21 protein-coding genes, 1 pseudogene and 1 riboswitch are annotated in these 19275 nt (G+C 71.2%); of the genes and pseudogenes, 11 read left to right on the top strand and 11 right to left on the bottom strand.

Translation table 11 applies throughout. From position 1 onward, the window contains the following. Positions 1 to 122: 122 nt before the first annotated feature. The 4 genes from C4B68_RS35365 to C4B68_RS35350 are packed head-to-tail and all read right to left on the bottom strand — an operon-like array spanning position 123 to position 3136. On the bottom strand, positions 123 to 797 hold the full coding sequence (locus C4B68_RS35365) for an urease accessory protein UreF (RefSeq protein WP_099505764.1): 675 nt from the start codon (positions 795 to 797) through the stop codon (positions 123 to 125). Beyond that, positions 797 to 2518 carry an urease subunit alpha gene (locus tag C4B68_RS35360; protein WP_099505765.1) on the bottom strand — a complete coding sequence of 574 codons (1722 nt, stop codon included), beginning with the start codon at positions 2516 to 2518 and terminating at the stop codon, positions 797 to 799. The genes C4B68_RS35365 and C4B68_RS35360 overlap by 1 nt, the downstream gene beginning before the upstream one ends. Further along, positions 2511 to 2822, bottom strand: coding sequence for an urease subunit beta (locus C4B68_RS35355; protein WP_010988500.1), 312 nt, complete (start codon positions 2820 to 2822; stop codon positions 2511 to 2513). The genes C4B68_RS35360 and C4B68_RS35355 overlap by 8 nt, the downstream gene beginning before the upstream one ends. Positions 2823 to 2833: 11 nt before the next feature. Next, on the bottom strand, positions 2834 to 3136 hold the full coding sequence (locus tag C4B68_RS35350) for an urease subunit gamma (RefSeq protein WP_099505786.1): 303 nt from the start codon (positions 3134 to 3136) through the stop codon (positions 2834 to 2836). Between the two features lie 236 nt (positions 3137 to 3372). Here C4B68_RS35350 and C4B68_RS35340 point away from each other — a divergent pair. After that, positions 3373 to 4209: pseudogene (locus C4B68_RS35340) on the top strand (ABC transporter permease); the annotation flags it as partial. Positions 4210 to 4241: 32 nt separating this feature from the next. Here the strand turns inward: C4B68_RS35340 and C4B68_RS35335 are convergent. Next, positions 4242 to 4520, bottom strand: coding sequence for a type II toxin-antitoxin system Phd/YefM family antitoxin (locus C4B68_RS35335; protein WP_099505766.1), 279 nt, complete (start codon positions 4518 to 4520; stop codon positions 4242 to 4244). 237 nt (positions 4521 to 4757) lie between these two features. On the opposite strand from C4B68_RS35335, the gene C4B68_RS35330 reads away from it, so the two are divergent. The 4 genes from C4B68_RS35330 (at position 4758) to C4B68_RS35315 (ending at position 7340) form a co-directional block, all read left to right on the top strand. Then, positions 4758 to 5414, top strand: coding sequence for an ATP-dependent Clp protease proteolytic subunit (locus tag C4B68_RS35330; RefSeq protein WP_099505767.1), 657 nt, complete (start codon positions 4758 to 4760; stop codon positions 5412 to 5414). A gap of 8 nt (positions 5415 to 5422) precedes the next feature. Continuing rightward, complete coding sequence (locus tag C4B68_RS35325; protein WP_099505787.1) at positions 5423 to 5728, top strand: hypothetical protein; 306 nt, start codon at positions 5423 to 5425, stop codon at positions 5726 to 5728. Between the two features lie 366 nt (positions 5729 to 6094). Continuing rightward, positions 6095 to 6258, top strand: a riboswitch (cyclic di-AMP (ydaO/yuaA leader). 3 nt (positions 6259 to 6261) lie between these two features. Then, a complete protein-coding gene (locus tag C4B68_RS35320) occupies positions 6262 to 6735 on the top strand; it encodes a C40 family peptidase (protein WP_099505768.1) in 474 nt (157 codons plus the stop codon). Positions 6736 to 6815: 80 nt separating this feature from the next. Continuing rightward, the gene (locus C4B68_RS35315) at positions 6816 to 7340 is read left to right on the top strand and encodes a DUF6328 family protein (protein WP_099505769.1); all 525 of its coding nucleotides are present in this window, start codon (positions 6816 to 6818) and stop codon (positions 7338 to 7340) included. A gap of 7 nt (positions 7341 to 7347) precedes the next feature. On the opposite strand, the gene C4B68_RS35310 is transcribed toward C4B68_RS35315, so the two are convergent. Then, complete coding sequence (locus C4B68_RS35310; RefSeq protein WP_099505770.1) at positions 7348 to 7806, bottom strand: ATP-binding protein; 459 nt, start codon at positions 7804 to 7806, stop codon at positions 7348 to 7350. Positions 7807 to 8015: 209 nt separating this feature from the next. Between C4B68_RS35310 and C4B68_RS35305 the strand changes: the two genes are divergently transcribed. Both C4B68_RS35305 and C4B68_RS35300 read left to right on the top strand, forming a co-directional pair. Continuing rightward, a complete protein-coding gene (locus C4B68_RS35305; protein WP_099505771.1) occupies positions 8016 to 8873 on the top strand; it encodes a helix-turn-helix domain-containing protein in 858 nt (285 codons plus the stop codon). Positions 8874 to 8882: 9 nt separating this feature from the next. After that, the gene (locus C4B68_RS35300) at positions 8883 to 9107 is read left to right on the top strand and encodes a DUF397 domain-containing protein (RefSeq protein ID WP_099505772.1); all 225 of its coding nucleotides are present in this window, start codon (positions 8883 to 8885) and stop codon (positions 9105 to 9107) included. Positions 9108 to 9140: 33 nt separating this feature from the next. On the opposite strand, the gene C4B68_RS35295 is transcribed toward C4B68_RS35300, so the two are convergent. Then, a complete protein-coding gene (locus C4B68_RS35295; protein ID WP_099505773.1) occupies positions 9141 to 10265 on the bottom strand; it encodes an 8-amino-7-oxononanoate synthase in 1125 nt (374 codons plus the stop codon). Between the two features lie 194 nt (positions 10266 to 10459). On the opposite strand from C4B68_RS35295, the gene bioB reads away from it, so the two are divergent. Genes bioB through C4B68_RS35275 form a run of 4 tightly spaced genes read left to right on the top strand, consistent with a single transcriptional unit; the run spans position 10460 to position 14411 of the window. After that, complete coding sequence (gene bioB / locus C4B68_RS35290; RefSeq protein ID WP_099505774.1) at positions 10460 to 11647, top strand: biotin synthase BioB; 1188 nt, start codon at positions 10460 to 10462, stop codon at positions 11645 to 11647. Beyond that, the gene (locus C4B68_RS35285; protein ID WP_099505775.1) at positions 11640 to 12920 is read left to right on the top strand and encodes an adenosylmethionine--8-amino-7-oxononanoate transaminase; all 1281 of its coding nucleotides are present in this window, start codon (positions 11640 to 11642) and stop codon (positions 12918 to 12920) included. The genes bioB and C4B68_RS35285 overlap by 8 nt, the downstream gene beginning before the upstream one ends. Before the next feature lies 1 nt (position 12921). Continuing rightward, the gene (gene bioD, locus C4B68_RS35280; protein ID WP_099505776.1) at positions 12922 to 13668 is read left to right on the top strand and encodes a dethiobiotin synthase; all 747 of its coding nucleotides are present in this window, start codon (positions 12922 to 12924) and stop codon (positions 13666 to 13668) included. 56 nt (positions 13669 to 13724) lie between these two features. Then, positions 13725 to 14411, top strand: a complete 687-nt coding sequence (locus C4B68_RS35275; RefSeq protein WP_099505788.1) for a class I SAM-dependent methyltransferase — start codon at positions 13725 to 13727, stop codon at positions 14409 to 14411. Positions 14412 to 14461: 50 nt separating this feature from the next. Here the strand turns inward: C4B68_RS35275 and C4B68_RS35270 are convergent, their stop codons facing one another. Genes C4B68_RS35270 through C4B68_RS35255 form a run of 4 tightly spaced genes read right to left on the bottom strand, consistent with a single transcriptional unit; the run spans position 14462 to position 19274 of the window. Further along, the gene (locus C4B68_RS35270) at positions 14462 to 16090 is read right to left on the bottom strand and encodes a glycoside hydrolase family 13 protein (RefSeq protein ID WP_099505777.1); all 1629 of its coding nucleotides are present in this window, start codon (positions 16088 to 16090) and stop codon (positions 14462 to 14464) included. Beyond that, entirely contained in the window at positions 16087 to 17304 is a 1218-nt protein-coding gene (locus C4B68_RS35265) for a Gfo/Idh/MocA family oxidoreductase (protein ID WP_104880031.1), read from the bottom strand. The genes C4B68_RS35270 and C4B68_RS35265 overlap by 4 nt, the downstream gene beginning before the upstream one ends. Then, complete coding sequence (locus tag C4B68_RS35260) at positions 17301 to 18374, bottom strand: glycoside hydrolase family 130 protein (RefSeq protein ID WP_099506804.1); 1074 nt, start codon at positions 18372 to 18374, stop codon at positions 17301 to 17303. The genes C4B68_RS35265 and C4B68_RS35260 overlap by 4 nt, the downstream gene beginning before the upstream one ends. 6 nt (positions 18375 to 18380) lie before the next feature. After that, positions 18381 to 19274 carry a carbohydrate ABC transporter permease gene (locus C4B68_RS35255; RefSeq protein WP_240634572.1) on the bottom strand — a complete coding sequence of 298 codons (894 nt, stop codon included), beginning with the start codon at positions 19272 to 19274 and terminating at the stop codon, positions 18381 to 18383. Between the last annotated feature and the right edge of the window lies 1 nt (position 19275).

The raw sequence follows: 19275 nt of genomic DNA, 5'->3' as shown, positions 1-19275 counted from the left end.
GGCCGGATGCAACTAGCCCGTCCGGCGTTTGAGGACGTGGCCGTTCAGGCCGATACGGGGGGTCTGGGGGGCAGAGCCCCCCAGGTACGGGACGGGTAGGGGCGGAGGGGGCGAAGCCCTTACTACGACGCGAACAGACGTACAGCCCAAGCGGCATGCGACTCCGCACTGATTTCCAGCAGCGGAGCCGAAGCCGCAGGCAGAACCTCAACCCCTTCGTCGAGAGCACGCCGCGCGGCGGACGCCGCCTCGTGGGCGACGACGTCCACCTCAGGCGCAAGCCGGGCAAGAACCGCCGTCGCATCGAACGGGTCAAGACTCAGCAACCGCACGGTGGCAGTAGCCGGCCCACTCACACACTCGTACGCGGAGCAGTACGCGGCATCATCCGCCCCCAGCCCGGCCCCCCGAGCCGCCACCCCCAACACCACCGGCTGATGTGCCCCCTTGGGAAACGCCCGAGCCACCGCATCGAGCTCGGCCGAAGGCCACGTGGCCCGGGCCGCCCGCATCAACTGCCGCCCCAGCCGCCGGGCGGCAACCCGCAGCGCGGCCGACGGCGTACGAGCATCCGCGGCGGCGTCCAGCGCCACCGGGTCGACCCCGAGAGCCCCCGCCGCGGCCAGCGAGGCCGACACGAGTCCGGCCGTACGCAGCCGGCCCCGGCAGAAGTCCTCCAGACTCGCCGCCCCGGTGATCCGCCCGGCCTTGACGGCCGCCTCGGCCCCGCCGGAGTGGGCATGCCCCCCGGCGGGAAAGCGGCCGTCGGCCAGAACGAGCAGTGCCGCGCGGGACATCAGAAGAGGAAGTAACGCTGGGCCATGGGCAGTTCGGCGGCGGGTGTCGCCTCGACCAGCTCCCCGTCGATGTGTACGGCGAAGCTGTCGGGATCGACCCGCACGCTCGGCCTGGCGAAGTTCTCGCGCATGTCGGCCTTGGTCACCCCGCGCGTCGACTCGATGGCGACGAACCGCTTCCCGAGCTGGAGCCGCTCCGGCAGCCCGTCCTCCATGGCCAGCGGCGCCACGAAGTTGAACGAGTTCGAGGCGGGGGCCCGCCCGATCGCCCCGTACATCGGCCGGGGCAGAATCGGCTGGGGCGTCGGAATGGACGCGTTGGCGTCGCCCATCTGCGCGTACGCGATCTGCCCGCCCTTGATGACGAGGTGCGGCTTGACGCCGAAGAACGCGGGCTCCCACAGCACGAGGTCGGCGAGCTTGCCGGTCTCGATCGACCCGATTTCGCGGGCGAGCCCCTGCGCGAGCGCGGGGTTGATCGTGTACTTCGCGACGTACCGCCGCACCCGGTGATTGTCAGCGCGCCCGTCACCGGGAAGCGCACCGCGCCGCCGCTTCATGACATGGGCCGTCTGCCAGGTCCGCATGATGACCTCGCCGACGCGCCCCATGGCCTGGGAGTCGGACGAGATGATCGAGATGGCGCCCAGGTCGTGCAGGATGTCCTCGGCGCCGATCGTCGACGGCCGGATCCGCGACTCGGCGAAGGCGAGGTCCTCCGGAACGGCCGGGTTCAGGTGGTGGCACACCATCAGCATGTCGAGGTGTTCCTCGGCGGTGTTGACGGTGTAGGGCCGGGTCGGGTTGGTGGAACTGGGCAGCACATGCGGCTCGGAGACCACGGTCATGATGTCCGGCGCGTGCCCGCCGCCCGCACCCTCGGTGTGGTACGCGTGGATGCCGCGGCCGCCGATCGCGGCGAGCGTGTCGCCGACGAACCCGGCCTCGTTGAGGGTGTCCGTGTGGATCGCGACCTGAATGCCCGTGCGGTCGGCCACGGTGAGCGCGGCGTCGATCGCCGCGGGCGTCGAGCCCCAGTCCTCATGAATCTTCAGACCGAGCGCGCCGCCCCGGATCTGCGAGAGCATCGCGTCGTGCGAGACGGTGTTGCCCTTGCCGAGCAGACCGAAGTTAAGGGGGTACTCCTCCATCGCTTCCAGCATCCGGGCCAGATGCCAGGGCCCGGGCGTCACGGTGGTCGCCTTGGAGCCCTCGGCGGGGCCTGTGCCGCCGCCGACCAGCGTCGTGATCCCGGCGGCGAGCGCCTCGTCGGCGATCTGCGGGCAGATCAGGTGGACGTGCGCGTCGATGGCGCCGGCGGTCAGGATCCGCCCGTTGCCCGCGATGATCTCCGTCTCCGGACCGATCACCAGGTCGGGGTGGACACCGTCCATGGTGTCCGGGTTGCCGGCCTTGCCGATGCCGGTGATCCGGCCGTCCCGGATGCCGACGTCGGCCTTGACGATCCCCCAGTGGTCGATGATCACGACACCCGTGACGACCGTGTCCGGGGTGCCGTCCGCGCGCGTGGCACGCGCCTGGCCCATGGATTCGCGGATGACCTTGCCACCGCCGAACACCGCCTCGTCACCGGCGAGTCCGGGCCCGCCGGAACGGTCCTCCTCGATCTCGACGAGCAGATCGGTGTCGGCGAGCCGGATGCGGTCGCCGGTGGTGGGGCCGAACAGATCGGCGTACGCGGCACGCGAGATCTCAGGCATCGAGGGCACCTCCGGTCTCACCGCGCAGTCCGGGCACCACGCGGGCGCCGGCGAGCGGAACGAGTTCGACGTCGACGGGGATGCCGGGCTCAAAGCGCACGGCGGTGCCGGCGGCGACGTTGAGCCGCTTGCCGCGCGCGGCGGCGCGGTCGAAGTCCAGACCGGGGTTGGCCTCGGCGAAGTGGTAGTGGGAGCCGACCTGGACGGGCCGGTCGGCGGCGTTCAGGACGGTCAGCCGGGTGACCTCACGGCCCTCGTTGTACGCGACGGGTCCGTCCGCGAACAGGATCTCTCCGGGAATCATCGAACCGCCCCTCAGACGATCGGGTCGTGGACGGTGACGAGCTTCGTGCCGTCCGGGAAGGTCGCCTCGACCTGGACGTCGTGGATCATCTCGGGGATGCCCCCCATGACGTCGTCCCGGGTGAGGATCTTGCGTCCGGAGGACATCAGTTCGGCGACGGTACGGCCGTCCCGCGCGCCTTCGAGGATGTGCGACGTGATGAGCGCGACGGCCTCGGGGTGGTTCAGTTTCAGCCCGCGGGCCCGCCGCTTCTCGGCCACGTCGGCGGCCACGTGAATCAGCAGCCTCTCTTGCTCGTGCGGGGTCAAATGCACGGCGTCCCACCTCACAGTCCTACTCCGGACCGTGCGGGGTCCGGTGGCCGCAGCCACCAAAACCCCTGGTGGCGTGGATGGGCACGCTAGTTGGCCGGAGTTTCAAGGACGTTAAACGGCCCCTGCTCCCTTCACGGCCGCGCGGCGGGCGCGCTCCTGCTCATCAGGGCCCGCAGACCGTCCCGGAGAACCTCCGTCGGTACGACGCCGAAGACAGCCATCTGCCCCGCGAATCCCTGCGCGAGCGCGATCATCGTCCGCGCCATGGCGTCGGCGTCGGCATCCCGGGCGCCTTCGACGTCCACCGCTACGCCGACGAGGCCGCCGCCCGGGACGCCATCGAGGGCCGGACCGTATACGGCGCGGTCGTCGCCACCCCGCGGGGGCCCAAGCTGCTGACCGCCTCCGCGGCGAGCCCGCTCGTCGCCCAGCTGCTCCAGCAGGCGGTGGCCGAGCAGGCCCCCGAGGGCACGAAGGTGACCACCACCGACGTCGTGCCCGCCCCCGCCGAGGACCCGCGCGGCGCGGCCCTGGGCGCGAGCGTGCTGCCCCTCGCGCTGGTCGGCATCGGCGCGGGAGCCACCGTGACGCTCCTCGGGCTGCGCGGCGCACGCGCCGTCACCGCGTCGGCCGGCGCCGCGGCGCTCGTCGGCGCGGTCACGGCCGCGCTCGCGCACAGCTGGCTGGGGGTCCTCACCGGCGACCGGTGGCTGGAGGCCGCGGTGCTCGGGCTGTCGACCCTGGCCGTGAGCGCCGCCATCGCCGGGCTCGCCGCGCTGCTCGGTCCTCCCGGCATCGGGCTCGCCGGGTTGGTGGTGATGCTGCTCGGCAACCCGTTCTCCGGGGCCTCCTCGGCTTCGCAGATGCTGCCCGAGCCGGTCGGGACGATCGGTCAGTGGCTGCCGCCGGGCGCGGGCGCGACGCTGCTGCGCTCGGTGTCGCACTTCGACGGTGCCGTGGCGGCCGGGCCCGCGCTGACCCTGGCCTGGTGGGCCGTGCTCGGCCCGGGCGCGGTCCTGCTGGGCAGCGCGCTCAGCGACGCGGGACGCCCACGAAGGCGGTCGCCGAGCGGGAGCCCGCGCTGGTGGGCTGACCGCCGCGCACCTTACGAGGCGTTGGGCCCCCGGTGCTCCGCCGCGATACCGAACCGCTGGCGCTCGCGTGGCGCGGAAGCGACGTCGCGCACGCTGGAGAGGGAGCTGATCACCTGCTCGTCCGCGGGTTCCTGGACCTCTTCGAGGCGCTCCAGGTCGGCGGCGGAGACCAGGGCGACGAGAGGCTTCCCGTGCCGCGTCACGACAACGCGCTCACCGCCGTACACCACGCGGTTGATCAGATCGGCGAGCTCAGCCCTGGCTTGCGTCACCGGAATCTCGTAGGCCATGCCGTCCAGCTTAGACCGGCCGTCGAACCCCCTTCAGAGGGGACAATCTAGTGCAGATCATCCGAAAACGATTCATTCCGGCGATCAAGGCGCCCGCGTACCGAACCTCTCACCGCACCCGAAGACCCCGCGGAGCAGCTCGCTCCCCGGGGTCTTTCGCTGTCAGCGAGGAGCCTTCAGCCAGCCCTGTACGTCCTGTACATTTTTTGCAGAAGTCGTTCAGAGGAGGCACGCGCCATGAATGCACCGTCCGCCCGCTACGTCCTGCCCGAGTTCACCGAACGGACCAGCACGGGAAACCGGACTCTGGATCCGTACTCAAAGCTGCTCGACGAGCGGATCGTCTTCCTCGGAACGCCGATCGACGACACGTCGGCGAACGACGTGATGGCGCAGTTCATGCACCTCGAGTACCAGGCGCCGGACCGGGACATCTCGCTGTACATCAACTCCCCCGGCGGCTCGTTCAGCGCCATGTCGGCGGTCTACGACACGATGCAGTTCGTGTCCTGCGACGTGGAGACGGTCTGCCTGGGGCAGGCGGCGTCGGCCGCGGCCGTCCTGCTGGCCGCGGGCACCCCGGGCAAACGGTTCGCGCTGCCGGGTGCGCGCGTGCTCATCCACCAGCCGTCGATCGCCGAGCCGATCCAGGGCCAGACGAGCGATCTGGCCATCCAGGCCCAGGATTTGACGCGCACGCGGAAGGTGCTGGAGGACATGCTCGTACGGCATACGGGGCAGAACCCTGAGCAAGTCGCCGCCGACATCGAGCGGGACAAGATCCTCGACGCCCAGGCGGCGTTGGCGTACGGACTGGTGGACGGGATCATCCCGAGCCGCAAGGCCTCGCGCACCGCGCCCGGCGCGGGGAACGCCACACCCGACGCGAGGTGATCCGGACGATGGTGCCCGAACTGCCCCCGCTGCCCGCGCTGACGCGCGCCGAAGCCGAGTTGATCGACCGTTACCTCGACGTGGTCGATCTGCTCGGCCGCATCAACCCGGCCCGCCCCGGGGACACTTACCGCGGTCTGAGGGCCGCTCAGGCGCTGGTCGGCAAGGCGACGGCACTCCGCGATGCGCTCGCCCTGATGCATCAGCGGGGCGAGAGCGAGGTGCACGCCCCGACCCTGGCCCAGGCCCTTCGCGTCCTCGACGGCGAGCGGCGGGCGGCCCGCGTCACCCTGCCGCCCGGCTCCGGCAGTTGACGCATCCACCCCCGGGCCGCGGCACGCGTCGAGTCGCGACGTCCGGCCCGGGGTTCAAACGGACCAAATGGTGTACCCCCTGATGGAGTAGGCGGCGGTCCTTTTGAGAGCCCTGCGAAGTTGCGCGACGCGCGTAGCGCGGAGGCCCCGTAAAGCGTTCCGATGCTGGTACGAGCGTCGCCGCCTGTCTCAACACCCCCTCGAACGGAGGGGTGTCCACCCGAACGGGTGAGTGGTGACTAAGCCCACAAACCACCGATTCCGCTCGGATTTTCCGACTCTCATGCGTGAAGATCCCTTCCGACGGCAAGCCCCCGCCACAGCGGCGGGGCGGTCCGGGCGGACGCCGAGTCCTGCCGCCGCCCGGATGCCCGGTCGACAGATGTGGATCGGCAGGAGTGGAGGACCCAGCACGACGGGTCGCCGGAGAGATCCGGACGGCCCTTGGGGTGAAGCCGCGTACGCGGCCGGGCTACTTCGCCAGCCCGAATCCGACAGGTCATCCTTCACAGGCGGCTGACGAAGGGTTGCGCATGACTGCGCTCAATCGTGTCCCGTCGCTGTGGTCCAGGACCGGTACTGCCTCGGTCCTCACCATCGCCGCCGTGGGCGGCACGCTCGTGGTCCCGGGCGTCGCATCCGAGGCCGAGGCGGCCACCGTCGCGACGAAGGCACTTCAGGTCGCGGCCTCCAAGAAGGGCTCTCCGTACCAGTGGGGCGCCGCCGGGCCGCGTCGCTTCGACTGCTCCGGGCTCACGCTGTACTCGTACAAGAAGGCGGGCAAGAAGCTGCCTCGTACGGCTGCGGCACAGTACAACAGGACGCGCCATGTCTCCGCCTCCAAGCGCAAGGCCGGAGACCTCGTGTTCTTCCACTCGGGCCGGAGTGTGTACCACGTCGGCATCTACGCCGGGAAGGGAAAGATCTGGCACTCCCCGAAGACCGGAGAGGTCGTGAAGCTCCAGAAGATCTGGACGAAGAGCGTCTGGTACGGCCGGGTCAGCTGAACCGCCCGAGCGGGTGACGGCGGCGTGCGCCGTCACCCCCTCGGGGCGTGAAACCGGGCCGGACCGGTTACTCGTGCACCATGTCCGAGCAACAGCCTTCCGCGGCACGCGACGAAACGCCCCTCGAACGTGCCGACCGCAACTTCGCCGAGCTGCTCCAGGAACTGCGCGTCACCCAGGCCGGGGTGCAGATCCTCTTCGCCTTCCTGCTGACCCTGGCCTTCACCCCGCGCTTTACGTCCATCGACACCGTGCAGCGCGTCACCTACGTCACCACGCTGCTGCTCTCCGTGCTGGCCGCCGCCCTGTTCACGGCCCCCGCCGCCGTGCACCGCTCGCTGTTCCAGCAGAACGTCAAGCCCGCCATCGTGCGGGTCTCCTCCCGGCTGGCCACCCTTGGTCTCTACGTGCTGATGCTGGCGTTCACCGGATCGGTGCTGCTCATCGTGGACGTGTCGCTGGGGCGCGGTGCCGGAATCGCGGCGGGGGCGGGCACGCTGGCCGTCTGCCTCGCGCTGTGGAGCGTCCTGCCCCGGATGGTGCGCCGCGTCGACAGCCATCCAGCGGTTCCGTCGGGAGAGCACGGCGGCGGGCACGGCCGGTGAGCGGCCTCTACGGCTCTTGAGGTCCGCCGGCCGCCACCGGCTGGACCGGTGCCGTCCAGGGCAGTTCGATGGAGACGGTCTTGCCGCCCTCCCGCGTGCGTCTGACGGTGAGTGTGCCCCCGAACTCCGCGGTCAGCCAGCGGATGATCACCATGCCGCGGCCGTTGTCCTGCTGGACGGCCGCCGGCAACCGCTTCGGGAACCGCGGGTGGCTGTCGGTGACGCCGACGCGCAGCTGTTCGTCCCGGTCGAGCCGGACGTCCACCGTGAAGGTGGGCGACTGCCCGAACGTGTGCTGCACGGCGTTGGTGGCCAGTTCGGACACGATCAGGCGTACGGTGTCGGCGGCCTCGGAGTCGCTCGGCAGGCCCCATTCGGCCAGCACCTCGGCGACGAATGTCCGGGCCGCGCGGACCGAGGCGGGATCGCTCGGCAGAGTGACGGATGCTTCCTGGTGATCTGCCATGGCGGCGTCGTCCCTTTCCCACGGGACCGGCGTCCGACACGGAGCGGATTCGAGTACGGTCCCGGACTGGTGCTGCGCGCCAGACTGCCACCACCGGGCCGGTCACGGGTGCGATCCACCGAGATATGCATATATCTGTCGCTCGAAGCGGTGAACTCTGCGACGGCAGACCATATTTGGGCGGCTCGGAAGGAGTAAGGAGTACGGCCATGCAGCACGGTCCCGCGGTGCGCCGCCGCAAGCTCGGTGCCGAACTGCGCGCGCTGCGCGCCGACGCGGGTCTCACAAGTGGTGAGGCGGCCCGCCTGCTCGGCTGGCATCAGTCGAAAGTAAGCCGGATCGAGACCGGTACGAGCGGGGTGAAACCGACCGATGTGGAACGGCTGTTGGACGCGTACGCCGTCGAGAATCCCGAACTACGGGAACTCCTGGTCGTCTTGGCGGGCTCCGAGGGCCATGGACGGCACCACTGGTGGCACGCCTATCGCGGGGTGCTGCCGCCGACGTACCGCGAGTTCATCAGTCTGGAGTCGCAGGCCAGCGGAATGCGCACGCTGGAGACCTCGGTCGTACCGGGACTGCTGCAGACGCCCGAGTACGCCCGCGCGGTAACGCGGGCGGCCGTGGACGGCCTGGAGGACACCAAGCTCGACGCGCTCGTGGAGGTGCGCCTCGCCCGCCAGGACGTACTGCGTTCGCATCCGCCGCTGGAACTGAGCGCGGTCCTGGACGAGGCCGTGTTACGACGGGAGGTCGGCGGTCCGGACGTGATGGCACGGCAGCTGAACCGGCTGCGGGAGGCCGCCGCGCTGCCTCAAGTACGGCTTCAGGTCCTGCCGTTCGCGGCCGGAGCACATATCGGCGTCACCGGCCCTTTCGTTATCTTCTCATTTCCGAACACAACTGATCTGGATGTGGTTGTTCTCGACCACTTGACGAGTAGCCTCTACCTCGAGCGGAAAGAAGACCTCCGGGCCTACAGCGAGGCCTTCAACGCCCTTCAGTTCCACGCCCTTTCGCCCGAGGACTCGTTGGACTACATCGCCGGGATACCTGACGGCACGTAAGGAGGCGTCATGTCTGCAATGCCTCGGTACGTACCCTCCAGTACTTCACTGCACGGCGTGCGATGGCGGCGCAGCAGCCGCAGTACGGGAATGAACAACTGCGTCGAGACGGCACGACCGGGCCCGGGCCCCTGGGCCGGACTCGTCGCCGTCCGCGATTCCAAGAACACGGCGGGCCCCGCCCTGCTCTTCACCCCGGCCACCTGGGAGGGGTTCATCGCCGCGCTGAGCTGAGCGTGATCGCGTTGCGCCGCGCTGAGCTGACCCTCATCGGGTCGCGCTGATCACCCGTACGGCGTTGCCGATCTGCTCCTCGGTGAGGTCCGCGCGGGCGGTCAGCCTCAGCCGGGAGATGCCGTCGGGCACGGACGGGGGACGGAAGCAGCCGACGGCGAGTCCCGCCTCCCGGCAGTCGGCCGCCCACCGCACAGCTCGTTCGGGGGACGGTGCGCGCACGGAGACGACGGCGGCGTCCGGTCGTACCGCTTCGAGGCCCTCGGCCGTGAGGCGGGTGTGCAGCGCCGTCGCCACCGCGCGCGCCCGTGCGGCACGCTCCGGCTCGCGGCGCAGCAGTCTGAGCGCCGCGAGGGCCGCGCCCGCCGCGGCGGGCGCGAGACCGGTGTCGAAGATGAACGTGCGCGCCGCGTTGACCAGGTGGTCGATGACCGGGGCGGGGCCGAGGACGGCACCGCCCTGGCTGCCGAACGACTTGGAGAGCGTGACGGTCACGACGACGTCCGGTTCGCCGGCGAGACCCGCCGCGTGCGGCGCGCCCCGGCCACCGTCGCCCAGGACGCCGAGCCCGTGGGCGTCGTCGACGATCAGCCCTGCCCCGAACTCCCGGCAAACGGCGGCGAGTTGGGCAAGTGGCGCCGCGTCCCCGTCCACCGAGAACACCGTGTCGGAGACGGCGACGGCGGGACCCTCGTGGGTGCCGAGCGCCTTGCGCACGGCATCGGGGTCGGCGTGCGCGACGACCTGGGTGGTCCCGCGCGCCAGCCGGCAGCCGTCGATCAGCGAGGCGTGGTTGCCCGCGTCCGAGACGACGAGCGAGCCGTGCGGCGCGAGCGCGGTGACGGCGGCGAGATTGGCCGCGTATCCGGAGGAGAAGACGAGTGCCGACTCGAAGCCGCAGAAGTCGGCCAGCTCGCGTTCCAGTTCGCCGTGCAGTTCGGTGGTGCCCGTGACGAGCCGGGAGCCGGTCGCGCCGCCGCCCCACCGTCGCGCGGCCTGTGCGGCGCCCTCGGTGACCTCCGGGTGGCGGGCGAGACCGAGGTAGTCGTTGCTCGCCAGATCAAGGAGCGGTGAGTCGGCGGGGCGGGGGCGCAGGGTGCGTACGAGTCCGGCCCGGTGGCGCGCCCGCGCCTGCTCGTCGATCCAGCCGAACGCCATGTGTCCTCCGGGCCTTGGCGGCAGGTGGTGTGTAGGCAGGGGTGATGGGTAGGCAGAGGTGTTTTGTAGGCAGTGCACAGACCCTAGCGGTCGGGCCGGCCGCCCAGGATGTGGCAATACCCACACGTCGAACCGTCTCTGTTGTACAAACTCTCCTTGGCCGGGAGTGGTCGCATAGGCCAGGATCGGATCTCATGGACCTGCTGAACACGCTGGTGGACAAGGGGCTTCGGCGCGAACTGCCGACCCGCGACGAGGCGCTGGCCGTACTGGCCACCTCCGACGACGACGTGCTCGACGTGGTGGCCGCGGCCGGAAAGGTGCGCCGGCACTGGTTCGGCCGACGGGTGAAACTGAACTATCTCGTCAACCTCAAGTCAGGTCTGTGCCCCGAGGACTGCTCGTACTGCTCGCAGCGGCTCGGCTCGAAGGCCGACATCCTGAAGTACACCTGGCTCAAGCCCGACGAGGCCTCGCAGGCCGCCGCGGCCGGGCTCGCCGGGGGCGCCAAGCGGGTCTGCCTGGTGGCCAGCGGCCGCGGTCCCACGGACCGTGACGTGGACCGGGTCTCCGACACCATCAAGGCGATCAAGGACCAGAACGAGAACGTCGAGGTGTGCGCCTGCCTCGGCCTGCTCTCCGACGGCCAGGCCGAGCGGCTGCGCGAGGCGGGCGCCGACGCGTACAACCACAACCTGAACACGTCCGAGGGAACGTACGGGGACATCACGACCACCCACACGTACGCCGACCGGGTGGACACGGTCCAGAAGGCGCACGCGGCGGGCCTGTCCGCCTGTTCGGGTCTGATCGCGGGCATGGGCGAGTCGGACGAGGACCTCGTCGACGTCGTCTACGCGCTGCGCGGGCTCGACCCCGACTCCGTTCCGGTGAACTTCCTGATCCCGTTCGAGGGCACCCCGCTCGCCAAGGAGTGGAACCTGACCCCGCAGCGCTGTCTGCGGATCCTCGCGATGGTCCGGTTCGTGTGCCCCGACGTCGAGGTGCGGATCGCGGGCGGCCGCGAGGTCCACCTCCGGACGATGCAGCCGCTGGCCCTGCACCTGGCCAACTCGATCTTCCTCGGCGACTACCTCACCAGCGAGGGCCAGGCCGGCAAGGCGGACCTGGAGATGATCGCGGACGCCGGCTTCGAGGTGGAGGGCGCGGGCGAGGTGACGCTGCCGGAGCACCGGGTTCCCGCGGGCGGGGCGTGCGGGGCGCAGGCGGATGCCGGGTGCGGGTCGCATGAGGGCGGCGGCGTGTGCGGTTCCGCTCCTGCGGAGACGCCCGCGGAGGTGAAGACGCCCGCGGACGCCCGTACGGATCTCGTGGCCGTACGCCGCCGAGGTGCCGGAACGGATCTCGCGCCCAATGCCTGACCTGTCCGTGCGGGAACTGCTCGACCTCGACCGGCGCCACGTGTGGCATCCGTACGGGCCGATGCCCGGCCGCCAGGAGCCGCTGGTCGTGGAGTCGGCGAGCGGGGTGCGTCTGCGGATGGCCGACGGCTCTGGCGAGCTGATCGACGGCATGTCGTCCTGGTGGTCCGCCATCCACGGCTACAACCACCCGGCGCTCAATGACGCGGCACGCGACCAGCTGTCGCGGATGAGCCACGTCATGTTCGGCGGCCTCACGCACGAGCCCGCCGTACGACTGGCGAAGCGTCTTGTCGACATGTCACCCGAGGGCCTGGAGCATGTCTTCCTCGCCGACTCCGGCTCGGTCTCGGTCGAGGTCGCCGTCAAGATGTGCCTCCAGCACTGGCGCTCGCTCGGCCGTCCCGGCAAGCAGCGGCTGCTGACCTGGCGCGGCGGCTACCACGGGGACACCTGGCAGCCGATGTCGGTGTGCGACCCCGAGGGCGGCATGCACGAGCTGTGGCAGGGCGTGCTCCAGCGCCAGGTGTTCGCCGACCCGCCTCCGGCCGCGTACGAGGAGTCGTACGCCGGTCATCTGCGCGCGCTCATCGAGCGGCACGCCGACGAACTGGCCGCGGTGATCGTGGAGCCGGTGGTGCAGGGCGCCGGCGGGATGCGGTTCCACTCCCCCGCGTACCTGCGGGTGCTGCGCGAGGCGTGCGACGCGCACGACGTGCTGCTCGTCTTCGACGAGATCGCGACGGGCTTCGGCCGTACGGGTGCGCTGTTCGCGGCGGAGCACGCGGGCGTCACACCCGACGTGATGTGCGTGGGCAAGGCGCTGACCGGCGGCTATATGACGATGGCGGCGACGCTGTGCACGCCGCGCGTGGCCGACGGCATCTCGCGGGGCGAGGTCCCTGTGCTCGCGCACGGGCCCACGTTCATGGGTAATCCGCTCGCCGCCGCCGTGGCCTGCGCCTCGATCGACCTGCTGCTCGGGCAGGACTGGCAGTCCGAGGTCAAGCGCATTGAAGCGGGGCTGCGGGACGGTCTTGCCGAGGCTGCCGCCTTGCCGGGTGTCCGGGAGGTACGTGTCCTGGGGGCGATCGGCGTCGTCCAGCTCGACCACGACGTGGACATGAAGGCGGCGACGGCGGCAGCCGTGCGGGAGGGCGTGTGGCTGCGGCCTTTCCGCGACCTCGTCTACACGATGCCGCCGTACGTCACGAGCGACGCGGACGTCGCGTGCATCGCACGCGCGGTGTGCGCGGCGGCACGGGAGGGATGAGATGCCGGTACTGGTGATCACGGGGACGGGCACGGAGGTCGGCAAGACGGTCACGACCGCCGCCGTCGCCGCGGTGGCGGTCGCCGCCGGGCGGTCCGTGGCCGTGCTGAAGCCCGCGCAGACCGGTGTACGTCCGGACGAGCGCGGCGACGCCGACGAGGTGGCCCGCCTCGCGGGCACCGTGACCACGCTCGAACTCGCCCGCTATCCAGAGCCGTTGGCACCGGCGACGGCCGCCCGACGAGCCGGTCTGGCGCCGGTATGGCCGCATGAGGTCGCGGACGCGGCCGCCAAGCTGGCCACGGAGCACGACCTGGTGCTGGTCGAGGGGGCCGGGGGTCTGCTCGTACGCTTCGACGAGGACGGCGGCACCCTGGCGGACGCGGCGCAACTGCTCGACGCGCCTGTGCTGGTGGTCGCTTCGGCGGGCCTGGGCACGCTGAACATGACGGAGCTGACGGGCCGTGAACTGCGGGGCCGGGGGCTGTACTTCGCCGGCGTCGTGATCGGCAGCTGGCCGGACGACGCCGACCTGGCGTCCCGTTGCAACCTCGCGGATCTGCCGGAGGTGGCGGGCGCGCCACTGGTCGGGGCGATCCCGTCGGGCGCGGGCGCGTACACCCCCGACGCCTTCCGTGCCGGAGCGCCGAGTTGGCTGGCCTCCCGGCTGGGCGGGCACTGGGACGCGAGCGTGTTCGCCTCGACGAGCGGCGCGTCGGGCGGACCTCCTGGGGGACAATCGCGGTAACACTGAGGGACAATCGCGGTAACGCCCGTCCCCCTGGGAGGTCCGTCATGCCGCTCATGCCGCTCGGATCGGCCGGCTCCGGCAAGGTGACGCGGGACACCGTGCACCATCCGCTGTTCGCCCGCTACTACGCCCGTATCAGTGTGGCCGCCGAGACGCGGATGGGCATGGGCAAAGTGCGCGAGCGGCTGCTCGCCGGGCTGTCCGGGCGGGTCATCGAGATCGGCGCGGGCAACGGTCTGAACTTCGCGCACTATCCGCGCACCGTCTCGGAGGTCGTCGCCATCGAACCCGAGCGGCTGCTGCGGCAGTTGGCGGTGGAGGCGGCCCTGCGCTCCGGGGTGCCCGTCGACGTGGTGCCGGGCGCCGCGGAGGCGCTGCCGGTCAAGAGCGAGGCCTTCGACGCGGCCGTGGTCTCGCTGGTGCTGTGCAGCGTCCGCGACGTACCGCGCGCGCTCACGGAACTGCGGCGCGTGCTGCGCCCCGGCGGCACCGTGCGGTTCTTCGAGCACGGCAAGGGAGGCGGGCGCGCGATGTCGTACACCCAGCGCGCCCTGGACCGCACGGTGTGGCCGCGGCTGAACGGCGGCTGCCATCTGGCCCGCGACCCGATCGCCGCCCTGCGCGACGCCGGGTTCGAACTCGGCCCGTACCGCCGGATGTTGATGCCGGAGCAGGGGCCGCGGCTGCCCACCTCGTACTGCGTCCTGGGCAGCGCACGGCGACCGCCGCTCAGTGAGTAATCCTCACTGAGCAGTCCTCACCCAGTGACTGAGGAGTCCTCAATGAGCGTTTAGGTCATCCAGACGGCGGTGTCCTGGGGGACGTCGCGGCCGTCGAGCGGTGCGCTGGACAGCAGTACCTCGGCACGGTCGTCCAGCGGGACCGGCCGCGCTCCGAAGTTGACCAGGCATCGCAGCCCGGCCGATCGCTCGAAGGAGAACCACTCGCCGTTCGCGGGGCCCTGGAGCCGCAGCACGGTGTCCGGGGCCGGGTGGGCGCGCCGCAGGCGCAGCGCCGCCCGGTACAGAGCGAGGATGGACCGCTCGTCGTCCCGCTGTGCCGCGACGGAGAGCTCCGCCCAGTCGGCGGGCTGCGGGAACCAGCAGTCCTCGGCGGCGGCGTCGCTGAAGCCGTATGGAGGGGCGCTCCCCGCCCAGGGCAGTGGCACCCGGCAGCCGTCGCGTCCCCGTTGCCGGTGCTCGGAGCGTTCCCACAGGGGGTCCCGGATGCGGTCGTCGGGGATGTGGGCCTGCGGCAGGCCCAGTTCCTCGCCCTGGTAGACGTAGGCCGCGCCGGGCAGGGCCAGCATCAGCAGCGCCGCTGCCCGGGCGCGCCGTTCACCTAGCCGGCCGCCCCCGTACCGGCTGACCGGACGGATCGCGTCGTGGCTGGAGAGCACCCAGGTGACGGGAGCGCCCACCGCCTGCATGCCGCGCGCCGACTGCTCGACCACCTCCCGCATCGCCGGTCCGTCCCACGGGCATTCCAGGAAGGCGAAGTTGAAGGTCTGCTGCATCTCTCCCGGGGCGACATAGCGGGCCAGCCGCTCACGGTCGAATATGCCCGCTTCGGCCACCATCACGCGCTCGTGCGGGGCCACCGCCCCCGCGGGGGCGGGGTGCCGGTCCAGCAGGGCCCGCCAGTCGCGGAACAGCGGGTGCAGTTCCTCCTGGTCGTAGTAGGGCATCAGGTGGTTGCGGTGCACGTCCTGGTGCTGGCCGGGGCCGGCATCGGGCAGGCCCTCGGCCTTGAACAGGGTGTGGGCGACGTCGATGCGGAAACCGTCGACACCGCGGTCCAGCCAGTGCCTGAGGATCCGCTCGAACTCGGCGACCACCTCGGCGTGGCGCCAGTCGAGGTCGGGCTGCTCCGGCGCGTGCAGGTGCAGGTACCACTGGCCGAGGCGGCCGTCCGCCTCGTCGATCCTGGTCCAGGCGGGGCCGCCGAACGCGGACTGCCAGTCGTTGGGCGGCAGCTCGCCCTTCTCTCCGCGGCCCTCCCGGAAGATGTAGCGCTGTCTGGCCCGGGAGCCGGGCCCGGCGGCGACCGCCTCGAGGAACCACGGGTGCCGGTGCGAGGTGTGGTTGGGAACCACGTCCACCAGGACCTTGATGCCGAGCGCGTGCGACTTCGCCACCAGGGCGTCGAAGTCGGCGGGCGTACCCAGGTCGGCCGCGACACCGGTGTGGTCGGCGATGTCGTAGCCGCCGTCCGCCAGTGGCGAGGGATAGAAGGGGGTGATCCACACCGCGTCGACGCCCAGGTGCGCCAGGTGGTCCAGGCGGGCGGTGGCTCCGGGCAGGTCCCCGGTGCCGTTACCGTCGCCGTCGGCGAAGGCACGCGGATGGATCTCGTAGCAGACGGCCTCTCTCCACCACCGGGCGGGACCGACGGCTCCGGGCACCGGGACCGCCGTCATCGGACGCCTCCGGCGGGGACGGTGGTGGTGAGGGCGACGGTCCGGCCGCTCTGCGCGGACCGGGTGGCCGCCTCCGCCACCGCGACGGCGGCCAGCCCGGTGCGGGCGTCGGCCTGCGGGGTGCCGCCGTGTGCCGCGCAGTGCAGGAGGTCGGTCATGGCCGCCCGCACGCTCTCGGCGTACACATGCGGTTTGCAATTCTCGCCGCCCAGGTCGACGACGCAGTCGACCCGGTGCGGGACGCTGCGCGTGATCCCCCGGCCGGAGGCAGGACGGTCCGAGCCGGCGTGGCGTGCCACGGACACTGTGATGTGCTCCTGGCCGTGCGGGCGCAGTCCGGGAACCGCGAGCAGTTCGGCGGTCCGTGCGGGCAGCGCCTCCCAGCCGGCCGCGCCCGCGTCGTCGGTCCACGCGGTGACCGTCGCGTGCGTCGGGATCCAGCCGGTGACCCGGGCTTCGGCGAAGCCGTAGTCGAGCCGCATCATCTGGCGCTCGGCGCGGTGGGCGTGGGTGAAGGAGTGGGTGTGGGTGGCCACGGCGCCGCCGGGGTGGGTGGCGGTGGCCACCACGATGTCCACCGGGCCGCCGTCCCGCCGCACCGCGGTGCCCTGCACCTGCAGGGGGTTGCTGCCCGTCAGGGTGTTGGCGGCGTCGAAGAAGTGCACGCCGTGTTCGATGTGGATGCCGCCGCTGTGGGCCGGGTCCCAGAACCAGTGGTCTGGGCCCAGGTCCTCGTCCGAGGCGTCGTTCTCGAAGGCGAACCGCCGCAGCGGGTCCAGCAGGTTCTCCTGCCCGAGCCGCTGGAGCAGCCGCAGGATCGGGTTGTAGCGCAGCACGTGGTCGACGACGAACACGCCCGGCGCGCGGTCGGCCTCCTCCGCGACGCGCGCGGCGTCCTCGACGGTGAGCGCCATGGGCTTCTCGCAGAAGACGTGCTTGCCGGCGCGCAGGGCGGCCACCGCGGCGTCCGCGTGGGCGGCCGGCGGGGTGGCCAGCACGACCACGTCGACATCCGGGAGCGCGGCCACGTCCTCCACGCTCGCGTGGACGGCCGCGCCGTACCGGCCGGCGAGCGTCTCCGCCCGTCGCCGGTCGGCGTCGGCGCACGCGACGACCCGCAGTGAGGGGATGTCGCGTATCGCGTCCAGGACGAACGTGCCGAAGGCACCGCAGCCGACCAGCGCGACGGCGTGCCCGGTGGGGCCGGGAGTCACTCGGACCGGTCCAGGCGGGCCACGCCGATGTGTGCGTCGGCCATGCCGTAGAAGACGTAGCGCACGCCGTCGATCTCCTCGATGGCGGTCGGGAAGACCACGTTGGGCACGGTGCCGGAGCGCTCTTCTGCGGTTTCCGGGGCCATGAGCGGTTCGGCGGTGCGGGCGATGACGCGGGCCGGGTCGGCGGGGTCGAGGATCATCGCGCCGGCCGCGTAGTTGACGGTCTGCACCTGCGCGAAGGGGTCCTCGATGGCGCCGGAGACACCGTGGTGGATGAGCAGCCAGCCCTCGTCGACCCGGACGGGAGCCGGACCGGCGCCGATCTTGAGCTCCTCCCAGGGGTACTCGGAGAGTGCGACCAGGCGGTGGTGGCGCGGCCGGGTCAGTGCGCGGATGTCGTGCTTGACCTCGTCGACGGGCACGTAGGAGATCCAGATGCCGGGGCGTTCGTCGCTCACGCTGGCGGGCAGGTGCACGCCCTCGCCGGGCCGGAACCAGCCCAGGTCCCACATCGGGCGGTGCAGCATGGCGTAGTACAGCGCGCCGTCCGGGCCCGGCACGGGCTCGGGGAAGTGCACGACGTCCTTGTTCGGGAAGAGGTTGAGGTCGGTGTCCAGGTCGGGCTGGTAGGCGAACTGGACCGGGCCGAGGCGCTCCCAGTTGACCAGGTCCTTTGAGACGGCGAGGGCGGGCTTGGGGCCGAGCGGCCCGTAGGCCACGTAGGACATGACGTACCGGCCCAGGTCCTCGATCCAGGTGGTGCGGGGGTCCTCCACGCCGGCGTTGTTCTTGCCGCGTTCCCAGCCGGCGTCCGGGGCGAGGACCACGCCGCGCCGCTCGACGCCGGTGGGCACGCCGTCCTCCAGGGTGACTTCGGCGAGCCCGACGCGGGAGACGTTGCCCTGCGCGACCAGTCGCGGCAGCAGGTGGAGCCTGCCGTCGGGGGTGCGGCCGGAGGCCGGGTTGAGTACGCCCTCGACCTCGTGGGCCGCGCCGGGCAGCGGGGACATCACGACGCCGACCCGGGTCAGGCGGTAGGGGATGGGGGTGGTGGTGCTGTGGGACACAGGGGTTCAGCCCTTCGTTGCCGAGTCGATGTCGGAGGAGGTGAAGCGGCTCTGGAAGACGATGTAGAGGGCGACCGCGGGTGCGGCGAGCACGCAGGCCCCGGCGAGGATGGCGCCGAACGGGTTGGCGGCGGCGGAGGCGACGGTGCTGATGTAGTTGGCCAAAGAGACGGCCAGCGGCTGCATGTCCTGCTGCTTGGTGACAAGGAACGGCCAGAGGAACTCGTTCCACGGCCCGGTGAAGCTGAGCAGCACCACCGACAGCAGGGCCGGCTTGCACAGCGGTATCGCGATGCGGAACAGGATCTGCAGTTCGCCGGCGCCGTCCATGCGGGCCGCCTCGAACATCGCGGCCGGCAGTTGCAGGAAGAACTGCCGGAAGATGAAGACGGCGGTGGTGTTGATCGCGAAGGGCAGGATCATGCCGAGGTAGGAGTCGGCGAGACCGTAGTCGCGGACGATCAGCACATACAGCGGGATCATCAGCAGCTGGAAGGGCACGGTCTGGACCAGGAGCACCAGGGCGAAGGTCGAGCCGCGGCCCCGGAACTGCAGACGCGCCAGCGCGTAGCCCGCGAGGAGTCCGAACACGGTGGTGCAGACGATCACGCCGCCGGTGAAGATGCCGGAGTTGATAAGCGAACGCCCCAGCGAGATCGCCGAGTTGATCGCCGCGTAGTTGTCCAGGCTCAAATTCCCCGGGTTCGGGAACGCCCCGGCCGGGCTGGAGTCGGGCTCCTTCTGCAAGGAGCCGATGATCATGTAGTAGAAGGGGAAGAGGAAGGCGAACGCCCCGATGAGCAGCGCGATCTTCGACCAGAGTGGCCCGGACGCGGATCGCGCGGCGTGAGCCGCGTGCCGGCGCTTTTTGGCGGATGAGGGTGTGACGTCGGTGGTCATC

This window comes from Streptomyces dengpaensis (genome assembly GCF_002946835.1).
GTDB classification, from domain to species: Bacteria; Actinomycetota; Actinomycetes; order Streptomycetales; family Streptomycetaceae; genus Streptomyces; species Streptomyces dengpaensis.
This window is presented reverse-complemented; position numbering and strand designations above follow the sequence as displayed.